The sequence below is a fragment of the Candidatus Amarolinea dominans genome (assembly GCF_016704685.1).
Taxonomy (GTDB): Bacteria; Chloroflexota; Anaerolineae; order SSC4; family Amarolineaceae; genus Amarolinea; species Amarolinea dominans.
Window position 1 is genome coordinate 17,407 of sequence record NZ_JADIZS010000080.1, and the last position, 16,637, is coordinate 34,043.

The 16,637-nt window shown below is 65.2% G+C and carries 7 protein-coding genes; all 7 read right to left on the bottom strand.

Annotated features, from left to right (window positions below; translation table 11 throughout):
- Nucleotide 1: 1 nt before the first annotated feature.
- Nucleotides 2-1,369, bottom strand: a complete 1,368-nt coding sequence (hydA, locus tag IPF85_RS26835; RefSeq protein ID WP_343411121.1) for a dihydropyrimidinase — start codon at nt 1,367-1,369, stop codon at nt 2-4.
- Nucleotides 1,370-1,505: 136 nt separating this feature from the next.
- A complete protein-coding gene (locus IPF85_RS26840; RefSeq protein ID WP_343411122.1) occupies nt 1,506-1,751 on the bottom strand; it encodes a hypothetical protein in 246 nt (81 codons plus the stop codon).
- Complete coding sequence (locus tag IPF85_RS26845; protein WP_343411123.1) at nt 1,709-5,572, bottom strand: DNA polymerase III subunit alpha; 3,864 nt, start codon at nt 5,570-5,572, stop codon at nt 1,709-1,711. Before IPF85_RS26845 ends, IPF85_RS26840 begins: the two co-directional genes overlap by 43 nt.
- A 139-nt stretch (nt 5,573-5,711) precedes the next feature.
- A complete protein-coding gene (locus IPF85_RS26850; protein ID WP_343411124.1) occupies nt 5,712-8,597 on the bottom strand; it encodes a PA14 domain-containing protein in 2,886 nt (961 codons plus the stop codon).
- 48 nt (nt 8,598-8,645) lie between these two features.
- Nucleotides 8,646-12,089, bottom strand: a complete 3,444-nt coding sequence (locus IPF85_RS26855) for a flippase activity-associated protein Agl23 (protein WP_343411125.1) — start codon at nt 12,087-12,089, stop codon at nt 8,646-8,648.
- A gap of 126 nt (nt 12,090-12,215) precedes the next feature.
- Entirely contained in the window at nt 12,216-13,949 is a 1,734-nt protein-coding gene (locus IPF85_RS26860) for a hypothetical protein (RefSeq protein WP_343411126.1), read from the bottom strand.
- A gap of 78 nt (nt 13,950-14,027) precedes the next feature.
- The gene (locus IPF85_RS26865) at nt 14,028-16,631 is read right to left on the bottom strand and encodes a DUF2298 domain-containing protein (RefSeq protein ID WP_343411127.1); all 2,604 of its coding nucleotides are present in this window, start codon (nt 16,629-16,631) and stop codon (nt 14,028-14,030) included.
- Nucleotides 16,632-16,637: the final 6 nt, after the last annotated feature.

Sequence of the window (16,637 nt, forward strand, 5' to 3'; positions counted from 1 at the left end):
CTCATCTCACGCAGAAGCGGCCACGGCCGGGACGGCCGCTGAACTGGCCGTCGGCGATGATGACTTCGCCGCGGCTGAGGGTGGTCACGGGGTAGCCGGTAACTTGCACGCCCTCGTACTGGCTGTAGGGAATGGCCGAGTGCAGACCGGCCGCGCTGAGCGTCACCGGCCGCGTGGGGTCAAAGAGGACGATGTCGGCGTCCGCGCCGGGGAGGATCTCGCCTTTGCCGGGCAGGCCGAAGATGCGCGCGGGCGCGGTGCAGCACAGTTCGACCCAGCGCGAACGGCTGAGCAGGCCGCGGCGCACGCCAAAGGTGTGCAGCAGCGCCAGCCGCGTTTCGATGCCGGAGATGCCGCCGGCCGTGCGCGTGAAATCGGTCGCGCCGGCCTGTTTCTGCTCGTCCGGGTGCGGGCAGTGATCGGTGGAGATGACGTCCAGGTCGCCGCCGGCCACGGCCCGCCACAGCGCCTGCTGTTCATCCAGCCCGCGAATGGGCGGCTGGCACAAGAAGCGCAGCGCCTCCGGCAGGGGGCGCAGATAGGCGGAATCGTCCAGGACCAGGTAGTGGGGGCAGGTTTCACCGTAGGCCACCTGCCCCTGCGCCCGCGCCAGGGCCAGGGCGTGACTGGCCTCCGCGCAGGAGATGTGAAAGATGAGGACGCGCGCGCCGGTCAGCCGCGCCAGGGCCAGCACACGCTGCACCGCTTCGCCTTCGGTGATGGCGGGCCGGCTGTGGGGATGCCAGCGGGGCTCCACCTGCCCCGCCGCCACGAAGCGCCGCGTCAGGGTTTGGATCACCGGCCAGTTTTCGGCATGAACCACCGCCAGCCCATCCACCGCGGCCACGGCTTCCAGCGCCTGCAGCAGCGCATCGTCGGGCAGGTAGTAGCCGGGATAGGCGGTGTAGAGCTTGAAGGAGTAGCAGCCAGCCCGGCGCACCAGCGGCGCCTCGTCGCGCCACGCCGGACGCGTGGCAATCATGGGGCCGGTCAGGGTCATGTGCAGGCCGTAGTCAATCACCGCGCGGCCGTCGGCCTCGCCGCGGCGCTCGGCCAGCGCCTCCGGCAGCGGTTGATCGGGCCGGGGATCAACGAAATCTACGATGCTGGTGACGCCGCCAAACGCGGCCGCCACCGTGCCCTGGTAGAAATCGTCGGCGGTGCGGCCATAGGCGGTGCGCAGGTTCAAATGCACGTGTCCATCCACCGCGCCGGGTAAGACGAGCAGCCCGTCTGCGTCGAGGGTGCGCCGGCCATGCAGCCCGCGCCCGATCGCTGCAATTTTCTCGCCGTCAATCGCCACATCGGCGGTCAGTTCGTGCGTGGCCGTGATGACGCGGCCGCCGCGAATCACCAGGTCGTAGGTCATTGTGCTCACCTCGTCGTTCGGATTACAGCCGGCGCAAGAGCGATTGAAATCGCGCCTGATGGGCGTACCGCCGGGCGCCCGCCTGCGTGGACGCGATGTTGGTGACATGGCGGCGGCACGCGCTTTCGCCCCGAATTCATTCGGCGGCTGCAGTCGCCTCCACCCGCACGCTCTCCCACCCCACAAGCCCCGCCAGCGTGGCCTGCAGCGCGTGGTTGCAGGTGACGGGATCATTGGGAAAATCGAGCATCAACCGCCGCGCGCTCTGGGTCAGGTAGACCACGAAGCGGTCGCGGCTCTGGGCATCCCGGTGCTGGCGCATCAGGTCGTAGATTTGGGTCAGGCGCCGCTTGTCCTCTTCGGCGTTGGCGCTGGGCGGCATGGTGATGTGCAGGGTGCGCGGCCGCGGCGCGGGCGGATCATGCGGCGCGGCCGTGGCGCCATGCGCAGGATCGCGCGCCAGCTCGAACAGCGTGGACGCGGCGATCGGCGCCGGCGCGCCATTTGCCGGCGGATGGTCATTTGCGGCGCTTGCTGCCACGTAGACCGCCTGGGCGCGGCCGCCGTCGGCCAGAACGGGCGCAGAGGCGGTCGCAGCCTGGGCGTAAAGCGTCCCCAGGCGCCCGGCGATTCGGCCGCGGGCTGCCAGGTCGTCTCTGCCTCCTCGTCATCGTCGTCCGTCAGCAGCGGCGCCAGCGCGTCTTCTTCGTCGTCATCGCTGCCTTCGCCGCCGAAGTTGTACCAGGCGCCGGCCATCGGCCCTCCGCCGCCAGGCTTCGCAGCCAGCGCGGGCGCCGCGGCGGAGGGCCGGCCAGGCCCAAACTGGGCATCGTACACTTTGCCGTTGCCGGGAAGGCTGATCGCACGGCTCGCCTGGCTCGGGGGGCGCACAGGCATGCCGTCCTGCAGGATCTTGGCCCGATCCACATAATCCTGCAGCACATCCACCAGGATGCTGACCCGACTACCGTCGCGTGCGTCCACCTTGCCGCGCACCAGCACCACCTTCTCCAGCGCCAGCCGCTCGCGCACCTCCGCGTACGTGCGCGGGAAAATAGTCAACTCCACGGAGCCGCCCAGGTCCTCCAGCGTGCAGAAGCCCATCGGCTCGCCCTTCTTGGTGACAATCTGCTTGATCTCGGTCAACATGCCGATCAGGAGTAGTGACTGGCCGGCCCTGGTCGTATCCACCGCGCCGCACTGGCAAGTGACCAGGTCGCTGACATCCACAGTGATCTGTTGCAGCGGGTGCGAAGAGGCATAGACGCCCAGCAGCTCTTTTTCCCAGGTGAGCTGTTCACGCGGCTTGGCTGCTTCCACTTTCGGCAGGCGAATCTTGGTCAGCGCGCCGCGCGCGCTGCTGTCCTTGCCGCCGAAGAGGTCGAAGATACTCATCTGCCCGACATCTTTGGCTTCATGCGCGGCGGCGCTCTCACCCATCATGCCTTCGATGGCCGCCAGCATCTGCGCCCGCTCGCCGAAGTCGTCCAACGCACCCACCTTGATCAGGCACTCCAGCGGGCGCCGGGTCATCTTGCGCAGGTCCACGCGCTGGCAAAGATCTTCCAGTGATCGGAACGCCCCCCCCGCGCGCCGCGCCGCCAGGATAACTTCAACCGGCCCTTCGCCCACGTTCTTGACGGCCGCCAGGCCGAAGCGAATGGCCGCGCCCGGAGGAATGGGGAAGCGGTAGGCCATGTGCGCATCATGGCCGATGGGCGGCGGCGTGTTGGCCGGCCGCTGCTCGATGGTGAAATCGAGTCCGCTGGCGTTCAGCGTCGGCGACAGCACCTCGATGCCCATGCGGCGGCACTCGGTGATGAAATTGGTCACCTTATCGCTCTTGTCGCGCTCAACCAGGAGCTGCGCGGCCATGAACTCCAGCGGGTAATGCGCCTTCAGATACGCGGTCTGCACGCAAATCACCGCGTAGTCGGCCGCGTGCGCACGGTTGAAGCCATAGCGGGCAAAGCCCTCCAGCGCGTCCCAGATCTTGTCCGCCTCCTCGCGCGTCAGGCCCGAGGTTCTGGCGCTGCCCTGGGCAAACTTGGCACGCTCCTTCTCGATCACGTCCGCCTTCTTCTTGGAGATGGCGCGGCGCACCAGGTCCGCCTCGCCGGCCGTGTAACCTGCTACCAGGGTAAGCAGTTGAATGATCTGCTCCTGATAGATGCAAACGCCGTAAGTCTCGCCCAGAATTGGCTCGAGGGCGGGATGGACGTATTCGGGCTTTTTGCGGCCGTGCAGGCAGGCGATGTACTCCGGGATGAAGTCCATGGGGCCGGGGCGATAGAGGGAAATGGCCGCGACGATGTTGTTGAACTCGTGCGGCTGCATCTCGGTCAGGACACGGCGCATGCCCGCGCCTTCCACCTGGAAGACGCCGGCCACTTCACCGCCGGCAAGCAGCTTGTATGATTCCACATCGTCGAGCGGGATGTTGTCCAGGGTGAAACGCGTGCCGTGACGTTCGGCAATCAGCCGCGTGGCCTCGCGCATGACGCTGAGCGTGGACAGGCCGAGGAAATCCACCTTGAGCAGGCCGATGGATTCGAGTACCGGAAACTCGTACTGCGTCACCATCTTGGTGATGGCCGACTTCTGCGGGCGCATGAGCGGTGTGTAGTGAATCAGCGGCCGGTCGGCTATGATGACGGCGGCCGCATGGGTGGAGGCGTGACGCGCAACCCCTTCGATCAGGCTGGCGGTCTCCAGCAGTTCCTTGACCTGCGCCTGCTCGTCGTAGGTCTGTTTGAGATCGGGAATCTGCTCCAGCGCCTCTCTGATGCTGACCGGCTTGCCAGGGATGTTGGGGATCATCTTGGCCACGCGGTCCACCGCAGACAGCGGAATCTCCATCACGCGGCCCACGTCGCGCACCGCGGCGCGCGCCTTCAACCGACCAAAGGTGACGATCTGCGCCACTTGATCTTCGCCGTAGCGCGCGATGGTGTAACGGATCATCTCCTCGCGCTGATCGTCCGGGAAGTCCAGGTCGAAGTCGGGCATGGAGACGCGGCCCGGATTGAGGAAGCGCTCGAAGATCAGGTTATTGGGCAGCGGGTCGAGGTTGGTGATGCCGGTGACATAGGCGATGACTGAGCCGGCGCCGGAGCCGCGCACGTTGTACCAGATGCCACGCTCCCTGGCGTAGCGACACAGGTCGCCCACGATCAGGAAATAGACATCGAAGCCCATCTCATGGATGACCTTCAACTCGTGCTCGCAGCGCTGGCGCACGGCCGGATCGTTCACCCGGCTGCCGTAGCGCTGACGCAGGCCGTTTTCGGCCAGGTGGCGCAGGTAGCTCTGGTAATCATGGTCTGGAGGTACAGGGAAGGGCGGCAGGTGGTAGTTCTTGTCCTCCACATCCACGTTGCACATGTCGGCGATGAGCAGCGAATTGGAGAGGGCGCCGGGGTACGCGCCGAAGATCTGGTCCATCTCCTGCGCGCTGCGCACATAGTACGAGCCATCGCTCATGCGCAGGCGCTCTTTGGCCGTCATGGCCGCGGTGGTCTGAATGCACAGCAGCACGTCGTGCGGAGTGGCGTCGCGTGATTTCACATAATGCACATCGTTGGTTGCCAGCAGCGGCAAGTCATACTGGCGGCTGAACTCGATCAACTGGCGATTGACCTTGTCCAACTCAGGGATACTGTGTTCTTGCAGTTCCAGGTAATAGCGCCCTGGCCCAAATACGTCGCGATACCACTGCACGCGTTCCACCGCGTCGTTCTCGCGGCCCTGGTTGAGCAGCGTGGGAATTTCGGACGCCAGGCAGCCGCTGGTGCAGATCAGCCCTTGCGCGTGCTCCTCCAGAAAGGCTTTGTCAATGCGCGGGCGATAGTAGTAGCCTTCCAGTTGGGCATGCGTGCAGACCTTGAGCAGGTTGCGGTAGCCGATTTCATTTTCGGCCAGCAGCAGCAGGTGATGGCGCGCCTTGTCCAGCGTGGCGTCGCGACCCTCCATCGGCCGGCCGTGCTTGGTCAGGTAAGCCTCCACGCCGACGATGGGCTTGATGCCCTCCCTCTTGCACGCGCGGAAGAAGTCAATGACCCCATGCATGGTGCCATGATCGGTCAGGGCCATCGCCCTTTGGCCCAGGCTGGCGGCCTGCTTGACCAGGTCGTTGACCCGACCGAGGCCATCGAGCAGGGAGAATTCAGAATGGACATGTAGATGAACGAACTCAGCCGCCATGGAAGGAGCCTCGTGAATTGCGAGAATGATGTGGCTGAACTATACACCAGGCAGCGGATTTTCTCAACATTTGCCTTGAACCCATGAACGATAAGCCGCGGCTGCGGGTGCTTTTCTACCGGACGATCTCTGATCTCCACTACTCCTGCGTGGGCCACAGCACCCGCGGCGGCACGACTTGGCGCGGGCCGTTGGGCGGTTGCCACCACAGCTCCAGGGCCTTGCCGCCCCCGCGCTGAAAATGGTCCACGCGGATGGCATGGCGGCCGGCGGTCAGCGAAACGGTCGCATTGAACTCGTTAGCCGTGTCGGGTTGCATGGCTTCGCCAACCACCTTCCCATCCAGCCAGAGGCGCACGCCGTCGTCGCCGTTGACGGTGAAGAAGTAGCTGCCATCCACGGGCGCTTCCAGTTCGCCGCTGAACGTGCTGCTGAACGGCGCGGGCCAGGGTTCCGCCTCGGCCCAGGCGTACAGCACGAGCGGGGAGATGACGGAGAAGGCGGGCGGACCGCTCCAGCTCTCACCGTTGTAATAGGTGGCGATCAGGCCATGCTGCGGTAGACCAACCCCGAACAGCACCTCGGGCGGAACCGGCTGCTCGCCCTGCCCGGCCACCGTCCAGAGCAGGGCCGCGCGGCCCGCGGCGGCCGGATCAGCCTGGTGCAGGCGCAGCGCGTGCAGGCCCTTGCCCAGCATCCGTCCGCCGTCCCAGGGCTGGCCGTCCACCTCGATCTGCAAGTCCCCTTCGCTGCGCAAGTCTACCTGGGCGGTATGCGGCATGCGCAGGGCGCCTGTCCAGGTGACGGGGCCAGGCGCGGCGCCGGCCGGCCAGTCCTGCGGCCAGGTGAAATTGACCTGGGCATCGCGCCGCGTCACGCCGTTGTAGTCGCCGCTCAGGCCGTGCAAGGCGACGATCTCCGCGCCGGGTACGTTGACGCTGAGATAGAGGGGCTGACCCTGCGGGCCGGTGACCATCTGCGAGGTCGTGCCGGGGTAATAGGCGGTGAACAGTTCCAGCAAATCCTGATAGTGCGTGTCGAGCAGAAAGAGCGCATCCTGCCCGGAGGTGTCAGGCAGCGGCAGGTCGTCCACCGGCTGCGCCATGCGGTACGGCTTCTCACGCAGACCGCCCCCGCCGTCGCCAGGCGCCTGGTAGGTGAGAAAAATGAGCGGCGAAAAATAGAAGAGACGCGGCGCCAGGTACAGACTGTGCGTGGACAGCTTGCTCTGCACCTCGCGCGCCACGGCGGTCTCCATCGGGGAGAAGGCCTGCCAGACGGCTTCATTGTGGGCCTGCTGGTTGAAGAAGACAGTGTAATTGGCGTAGGCGGCGAGAGCGAGCAGCGCCAGCGGCGCCACCAGGCTCAGGCCGGCCCAGGCGTTCCAGGGTAAGGGGAGGCCATCAGGGCCAGGAGACGACGGCGCAGCGGTCGGCCGCGGCGCCAGGCCGCGGCGCAGTGCAACCCAGGCGCGCACAAGCACATCGCCGGCCAGGATGGCGACGGCCGGCGTCACGCCGAGGGTGCGAAAGGCCTGCGGGCCTTCGCCCAGCGATGAAAGCACACCGCCGGCCAGGGTGATGGAAATCCAGATGAGCAACAGGCCGTAGCGGTGATCGCGGACACGCCAAAGACCGTAGCCGAAGCCGATCAGCAGCAGCGCGCCGGTCACGGGGTCCACCATGGGCGCGCCCGGCAAGTTGTGGCGCGGGTTGGAGTCGCCGCGCACGGTGAACATCTCGGCATGGCGGCGCAGGTTTTCCCACAGCGGCTGGTAGGAGCCGGCCTGCTTGATGTCGTTGGCGATGGTCACCTGCTGCGAACGGTTGAGAAAGGTGAACGGATTGCGCAGGTAATGGTCGGCCAGGGGGGAAAAGGTCATCAGATAGAGCAGGGCCATCAGCGCCAGCCCAACCCAGGCGCGCCAGAAGCCGCGCTGTACGAGCAGGCGATAGAGCACATAGAGCGCCACCGCGCCGACGGCCATGCGAATAGCCAGGTACATGTACATGCCCAGGCCCAGGAAAAGCCCGGCCAGGGCAAAATCGAGCAGGCGCCGTGTCTTGGCGGCGCGCACGAGGAAGTAAACGCTGACCACCTGGAAGAACGGCGTCGCCACTTCGATCCAGCCCCAGCGGCTCATGTTGATGTGCCAACGATTGAAGGCCATGAACGCCATAGCGGCCAGGGCGGTGGGCACGCCAAACAGGGTGCGCGCCAGGGGGTAGACGGCCAGCACGGTCAGCACCGCGGGAACAACCGAGGCGAGAACCAGCGCCAGCCAACTAGCGCCCAGCAGCTTGAACATGCCGAGCATGAAGTAGACGTACAGGGTGGGGATTTCATACCAACTGGTGCCGAAGGGCGAAGCCTGGCGTCCTTCCAGGATGGCCAGCGCGTCGAGCGCGCCGTTGGTCTGGTCAATGAAGATGCCCGGCGGCATGGTGGTCAGGCGATAGACACGAAAGAAGATGGCGACCCCCGCCAGCAGGGCCACCAGGGCTAGTTCCAGGTAAGGCAGGCGACGATACCAGGGGGAATGCTGACTGTCTGGCGTCTCCTGCGAAAACGCTGAGAATGCTGACTGCTGAACAGCAGCGCCGTGGGTCAGCGCCTCCGGCGTGACACCAGCGCCCGCCCCGGCGTTGGCTGGTGCGCTCGCCTGGCGGCGCTGCAGGAGGCCGGCGCCAACCAGGGCCAGGAGCAGGCTGGCAACCCAGGCGGCCGTGGCGGGGATGTCGTAGAGCTTCTGGTGCAACGTGACGTTGGCCCAGACGTTGACGCCAATGCCGAGCAACAGCAGCGCCAGGCCGGCGAGCAACGGTGCGCGGGCGGCCCAGTGCCAGGTCTGACGCGGCTGCGGCTCGCGCATGAAAACCTCGCTGCGCGCAAACGCCACCGCCGCCAGCACCGCGGCGCCCGCCATCCACAACCAGCCATCGGCCGCAAAGGGCGGCGTGGCAAACGAGCGCAGACCCTGCCAGGCCAGGATAGCTGCAGCCAGCAGAGCAATCAATTGGGACAAGCGACCACCTCGTTCAGCATTCCTCGTTCAGCGTTCAGCTCTGAGCATTCAGTTCACGGCCGGAAAGAGTATCACCCGGTGCGAATCGGGGTCGGCCACGAACAACTGTCCCTGGGCATCCACGGCGATGCCGGTGGGCAGGGTCATCTCATTGGCCTGATTGCCGTATTGGCCAAAGAGCGCAATGAACTTGCCCTGGTCATCGAAGATGAGTACCCGGTAGTATTCAGGATCGGTCACGTAGACGCGGCGACCGTTGGCTGTGTCGGCCACGGCCAGGTACGGCTTGTTGACCACAGACTGGCTGGGCCATCCCTCCACCGGCCACTGGCGCAGATACTTGAAATCCTTACTGAAGACCTGCACCCGTTTGTTCCAGGTGTCGGCCAGGTAGATGTTGCCGTCCTTGTCAATGGCGAGGCCGACCGGCTCATCCAGGGCGCCGTCCACCAGACCGGCGCCGCCGAACTGACCCACGGGTGATCCATCGGCATCGAAGACCTGCACGCGCTTGTTGCCGGTGTCAGTCACGTAGACACGGCCCTGTCCATCAATAGCCACTGCGCGTGGCCCCCAGAAGACGCCCTGTTGCCCCAACTGACCATCGGTGACGCCGTTGGCGCCCCAGGCCTTGACGAACGTGCCTTCGGCGCTGAACTTCTGAATGCGGTGGTTCCAGGTGTCGCAGACGTAGACGAACTTGCCATCGGGGGCCACAGCCACGCCCCACGGCTCGTTGAACTGACCGTTGCCGGCGCCCTGTCCGCCCCATTGGCGCACAAAATTGCCGCTGGCGTCGAACTGTTGAATGCGGTGGTTACCGGTGTCAGCCACATACAGGGAGCCATCCGGAGCGGTGGCCACATTGCGCGGGGAGCGGAACTGACCATTGGCCTCACCCTCGGCGCCGCCCCACTGGCGGAGCGACGTCACCTGACGCACACCCTTTTCGTAGGGATCAACCGCCGCAACGGTATCGGTGATGTCGCCGCTGGCGGCCACCGCGCCGTACTGCCAGATAGATGTCACCACATCCTTGCGCACGTACATCGAAAAGCGATGCACCGGGTCCCATTCACTGAGCGGCTGGGTGTACTTGCGATACCAGAGGACATCCCAGACGACCTTGCGCTGTTGCGGATCGCGCAAGCCGTCACGGATGCGCTGCCAGGTGAGACCGAAGTAGGTTTGCTTGGGCCACCAGACCAAACGATAGCTGTAACGCACGTAGCGACTGCCCAGGTACGGCTTGACCTTGTCTTCATTCTTGTCGCCCACCAGGACAACCGGCGCGTCGAGCGCATCGCGGTTGGGAGACGCGCCGTAGAAGGAGCGGTTGGGATACTCGCGCAGGTACCATTCCAGCGGCCAGGTCGAATCATCATCATAGGCCACCTTGATCTGCTTGCCGCCCACCGTGCGCTCGGAAATCTCTGCGATTTCGTTCATGGCCCGCTTGATGTCCGGGGTGGCGTGCGCGTAGACCAGCAGTTCCGTCGCGTCATCGAAGTGGATGTAGTTGAACATGTAGCTGACGCGCACCGTCCACAGGCCCAGCGCCAGCGCCAGCGCCAGGAAGATCGTCTGCCCGCTGCGCTGGCGTCCCAGGTTGCGAATCCAACCGACGGCAAGCCAGGCCAGCGCCAGCAGCATCGCCAGCGCGGCCAGCCATTGCAGGGTGGTGCTGAGGCCCGCGATGGTGACATTCTGGAAGGGGCTGGATTGCGCCAGGGTTGTCAGGGCAAAGATCATCACCGGCAGGGAGAGCAGCAGCCACAGGCCGCCCTGCTTACGCCACGCGCCCCACTCGATGCGCTCCAGCACGCGGCCGGCCCACCAGCCGCCCATCAGGGTCATGGGCAACGCAATGTAGACGGTGAGCCACGGCATCTTCTCGCCGGCCCACGTCAACCCGCCAAACGCGCCCAGGAACCACCAGATGTTGAACAGGGTGAAGAGCGACTGGAAGTTTGAGGTCGGAGACCGGAGACCGGAGACCGGAGATTGGGGATTGGAGACCGGAGACCGGAGACCGGAGATTGGAGATTGGGGATTGGAGACCGAAGATTGGGGATTGGAGACCGGAGACCGGAGACCGGAGACCGGAGACCGGAGACCACTGAGCGGCGCATTCTCGTCTTCCACATACCCGATCTCTGCTCTCTGATCTCCGATCTCTGTCCTAAGACCGGAGATCGTTCGCCTTCCATGAACCCGATCTTTGATCTCTGATCTCTGATCTTTGCCCTCCGCCTCCGGCTTTGGAATCAGGAAACGCCAGCCGCGCCCGGTGATGAAAGCCACGATGCCGCCCAGGGTCAGGAAGAGGGGCAGGAACTCATACATCGGCGTGGTCAGCAGATAGTAGTAGAGGGGCTGCCCGCCACGCGCTACTTCCTGCTGCGCCAGCCAATAGCCCAGGGAGCCGATGGCGCCGGTGGCGATGCCCTGGCCGTTGGTGAAGAAGGTGGTGAAGAGCAGGATGTAAATCACGTAGAACACGCCCGCGCCGATGAGCCAGCGCACACGACCCCACAGCGCACCGACTGCGCCGGCCGCCACCAGCATCACCAGGAAGACGCCCAACGAACGGATGTAGCCGGTCTGGCTGTAATCCTGCGGATCCCAGCCGAACATGCGAATGATGAAGGCCGAAAAGAGCGGCGCGGCGATGGCCAACAGCCAGATGACCACGTCCAGGGCCGGATGGGTATGCAGGCGCTCGCCTACGCCTCGCCAGGCCAGGTAGAGCGCGGTGGCTAATAGGGCCACGCCCAGGAAGAAAACGATGATGGCGCCCGTTTCAGACACGCCAACCTCACCCCGGGTAACCCGATAGAAGCTGTAGACGGCCGCCACGGCGCTGGCTGCCAGGGCCACAAAGAAGGGGATCTTGAGCGCGTCTTGCGACCAGGCGTCGCGCGCGATGTCCAACAGGGCGTAGAGCAGGAAGAAACCGATGAAAAGCCCGGCGAAAATATAGGAGATCTCCATCGAGGTGAACATCAACGCGTAGGGCACCATCATCACGATCAGGTACTTCGGTTCGCGCGTGTCGAAGTAGCGGAAGATCATCAGGATGAGCCAGACCAGGAATAGGAGCATGAAAGACTCATCGCGGATGTAGCGCGTGTAGTAGAGAATGGCCGGCGAAATGGCAAACATCGTCGCGGCCAGGAACGCGCCCAGGCGCCCCAGGTAAGAGCGGAAGAACCACAAGAGCCAAACGGTCGCGATGCCAGCCACAGCCGCCGGCAGCCGTCCGACGGCATCGTTGACGCCGAACAGGGCGTAACCCAACGCGTTGATGTGAAACCGGAACGGCCCGTGCATCATCGGTTGGTGCTGATACCCCTGGCCGTCATACAACTTCCAGGAGTAGAGCACGTGCAGGCTCTCGTCGTGACTCATGGCGCGCACTCCCAGCATGTAAAGGTGCGTGACCACCGCCAGGATCAAGAGCAAGGCCCAAGCTGTCTTTTCGAATTCCAATTGAAGCGTTTGACAAATGACGCGTCCAAATTTTCCGTGATTCCTACGTTTTGCATTTCATCCTCGATAATCGTTTAGCAAGATTCCAGGCTATTGCCAGATGATTGCTCTGTATTTCAGTCTGCCCTATTCAGCCCCATTCACCCACAGCACCACGTCCTGATTCTGCGCCGGCGTCTTGGCTTCGCCGCTCAGCAGCCAACGCAGCAGGGGCGCACCGCTCAAGCCCTGGGGCGTCCAGCGCTGCGTCACGGTGTACGCCGCGCCGATGAAGTCGGCGCCAGGCGGCGATGGATCGTCGGACATGGCGCTTATCAGCGCGTCGGTGTCGTTGGCGTCCGTTGCTGAGGTCACCAGGCGCACACGTTGGAAGTCGCGCACGTACCAGCGCACGATGTCGCTGGTTGGCCCTGCCACCACGTCCACCTGGAAACGGTGCTCGTCGCCGTAGCGATGGGCCGAACGGTTGACCAGGGTCGCGACCAGCACGCGCACATCGGGCGCGGTGACGGTTTCGTAAGCCAACAGCACCTGGCGCGGGAGCAGATTATGATTGAGCGCCCACAGACGCCCCACCTGTCCCACGCTGACCGCCGTCAGCACGAACAATGCCAGGACGCCCAACGTGGCGCGCAGGCCGATCCAGAAGCCGCTGAGCACGTGCAGGACCAGAATCAGGCCGAGGAGGACCAGCGCGGCGATGAGGTACTGATTCTGACTGGCTTGCGCCCAACTCGCCAGGTAGAGGCGAAAGGTGACGATGAGAACCAGGCTGGTCAGCATGACGATCCACTCTTCGGACCAGCGCGGGCCATCCTGCACTTGGGAGAGCAGCCAATCGAACGCCTGCGCGGCCAACAGGGTTAAGGGCACGGCGATGACAAAACCATCGGCTGGCTGGCGACCCAACAGCGCCAGGAGCAGCGCCAGGCCGCCCCAAAGTGCGGCCGTCTTGACCGGCCAGGTGAGCCGTTGCCTGAAAGCAGGGTTGAAGGCCCAGAAACCGAGGCCCAGCAGCGTACCGAAGAGGATGACCGGTTCATCCAGCAGCAGACGCAGCAGAGGCCACCAAAACGGCGGCGCATCGGCAGCCGGGGCGATGTGCGCCAGCCACTGGCCGAACAGATCCGCGGTGGCGCCCAGGCCAGGCCAGAAGGTGAGCAGCAGGGTGGCGCCGAGAACGAAAACCAGGACGGCCGGCCCTGCAGCCGCCTGGATCAGGCTGCGCAGGCGCGACGACAGGTTGGCGATCTGGCCGCGGGCAAACCAAACCAGGCCGAGCAGCAGGGCCAGGACGCCGGTGATGCCGCCGGCCGCGCTGCTCAGCGCGACGGCCACACCCACCCCGGCCCACGCGGCCCAGGGGTTGGCGCCGGCCAGGCTCCGCGTCACCGCCACCAGGGCCAGGAGCGCGCCCAGCAAGGCCAGGCTGTGACCATCCACCGTGCGGGAAAAGAGCACGGCCGTGGGCGAAAGCGCCAGCAGCAGAGCGCCGATGAGCGCGGCGCGGCGGCCCAGCTCATGGCGCAGGCCATAGGGCAACAGTACCAGGAGCGTGCCGGCCAGCGCGGGCAGCGCGCGCGCCAGGGTATCGCTGCCGAGGGTGAGCAGGAAAAGCACGTGATTGAGCGACAGCAGCAGGGGGCTGACCCCGCTGACCATGCCCCCCAGGGAATCGCCCTGCGCCAGTTGCCAGGCGGTGAGGGCCTGGTGAGCTTCGGCCGCGCCCAGAGGATGCAGCCCCAGGTTGAAGAACCTGACGAAGAGGGCAAGCAGAGCTATCCCCAAATAGGCAGCCCGTTCCACGGTGAGCCAGCCCGCCCAGGTTGATTCGGAGTCGGCTGCGGATGATTGCGTCATGATGTGCGAAGAGACCATAGTTACCTTGAATGTTCGTTCTTGCAGAGGGTTGGCGCCGCCAACGGTTGCGGCCGCAGGTTACGGGTTGGCGCCGCCCACGGTTGCGGCCGCAGCTACGGGGCCGATGGGTGGCGGCTGGGTGATGATCGGGCCGCGGCGCCGGTAGATGCGCACCCCGTCCTGATCGTAGACCAGGTCAAGGCTGCGGTCGAGGCGGGTCAGCGCGGTGGGCTGCAAGCGGTATTTGTTGCGCTCGAGCTGACCGACGACGATGTAGTCCACGCCCCATTGATTGAGGAGCGAGTTGAGTTCGTTGGCGGTGGCCGTGCGATAGATCGCCTCGATCGCTTCCGGTCGCCCCTTGACCATCTCGCCATAGGCGCGGCCACGCCACTGCGCCTCATGCCCGTCCCAACCGAGCAGGGTGGGGATGCCGGTACTCATCGAAAAACGCCCGGCGCCGTCACGATCGTAAGAGCCGCCGCTGGCCTCCAGCATGACGCGGGCCGCGCTGACGTTGCTCTTGATCCACTGGATGGCCGCGTAGTCCCCCGCGTTGTACTGGCGCAGGTAGGCCAGGCCGTCGAGCGTGGGGGTATGCGCGAAGCGGCCCGCCTTGCTGTAGCCCGCGGCCACCGGGTAGTAGAGGCCGGTCACGGTCAGCAGGGCCAGCAACGCCAGGGCCACACTGCGCAGCGGGATTTGTCCGCGTTCCTGCCACAAGTAGGCCGCAATGAACGCGGACGCCAGCGCCAGCAGCGTCCATCCCTGGTAGTACAACTTGAAGACGGTGTTCATGCGCGTGCCGAAGTTGTCCTTGAGGTAGACGAACTCCGGCGCAAAGGTGAGCAGCAGCGCCAGGCCGAGCAGAAGCAGGGCAAAGGTGACGGCAAGCGCTGGCGACGACGCCGGGGCCGGTGCGTCTGGCGCAGATTCACTGCGTGCTGTGATCTGGCTGTTCAAGAGGCCCGCCAGCCAGGCCAGCAGCACGGCCAGGAGGAGGAATGTCCACGGGCTGGCCAGGCGCACGCGCAGCGCCAGGCCGAGCAGGGCGTTGGCGTCGGCGCCGCCGGTCTGCGCCTGCACGGCCGGATTCGCCAGCAGTTCCCGCACGAAGGACTGGAAGGAGGGCACCACGCTGGTCAGGAGCAGCATCAAGAGCACGAGCGCGAGGGGCAGGCCGAGGGTCCAGGGCAGCCAGGCCAGGCTGCCGCGCAGCACGGTAGTCGGGCCGGCCCGCAGGGTCAAGAACAGGGCAAAGGCGAGAGTTGCCGTCAGGAAGGGCGCGAAGATGACCACATACTGACTCAACCGGGTAGGGAAGAGCAGATTGGGCAGGATGCCGCCGGCCTGCGACTGGAAACCGAGGTAGAAAGGCAGATAGAGGCCGATGCCGAGCAAGCCGAGCAGTGCGCCCAGCGCCAGGCTGCGTCCGAGCACAACGCCATCCACCGCGCGGCGCTGCTGGGCCAGGGCCGCGCCCACCGCCACCACCGTCAGCGCCAGGTAGATGGGGAAGTCCCAGGTGTTGAGAAAGCTGAGGCCGCCCAACACCAGGGCGTAGAGCAACACGCCCAGGCTGCCCAGGGGAAAGAGCGTTGGCAAGGCGGACACCAGGCCACGGAAGGAAAACGCCTCACCGTTCCCGGCGGTCCCCTGCCCGGCGCTCTGTGCCGCGCTGAGCATCAGGTTGAGGGCCAGGCCGATCGCCATGATGACGAAGGGCAGGGCCAGCACGTGCGGGTGCATGTCGCCCAGGATGAAGCTGAAATTCGGAAATTCGTCAATCACCTCGACCGTGTTGCCCGCCAGGTCACGGTCATGAATGACCCGTGACGCGTGCCACCACCACCAGTATTCGCCCACGTTCCACTGGCCGGTCGGTGCGCTATCGGTCATCTCTTTGATGTCCAGGGCCTGGATCGCTTCCGCGGGCACGATGCGGTTGTGGTAGGCAAACTCCAGGATGCCCTGCTGATTGCCCATGACGACGACGAAGACAGCCGCCAACAGCCCGGCCAGCACGCTGTTCCGCAGCGAGCGGGTGCTGGCGCCGGGCAGCAGGGCCACCAGGTTGTACCCCACGCTGAAGGCGCTCACCACAACCAGGGCAAACCAGGTGGCCAGACCCAGGTTGAAGCTGAACGCGGGTGTCAGCCCGCTGAGCTGGGTCAGCACGGCGAGCATGACATAGCCAAAGTAGTAGTAGCTGATGCTGTAGCCAGACAGCCAGGCGTCCAGCGGCGGAAAGCGCTCACTGCGCAGCACGCTGTTGAGGAACATGAGTTCCATCGGCTTTTCGGTCGCGGAGATGGCAGGATCGAAGGCCCGGTAATAGGCCAGGATGGCAAGAGCCACGGCAAAGAGCACTTCGGTGATGAGGATCAACCGTCCGTGCTGGCGCAGCCAGGCCAGCATGGGGGTGGCGCTGGCGTCACGCCAGAGCAGCCAGGCCGAGAGGCCGGCGACGAGCAAGAGCGCCAGGATGATGCCGCCCAGGCTGTTGCGCAGGAAGCCAAAACTGGCGCCCAGCCACAGCACATAGGTGACAAGCAGCAGGCCAAGCGGTTTCGCCAACGCGTAACCGCGGTCCGGCAGCCGGCTGCACAGGCGCCAGGTCAACGGCAGAGTCGCCAGGGCGATGAGTTGGACAACGATCCAAAATGAGAGTACAGCAAGCATGATACC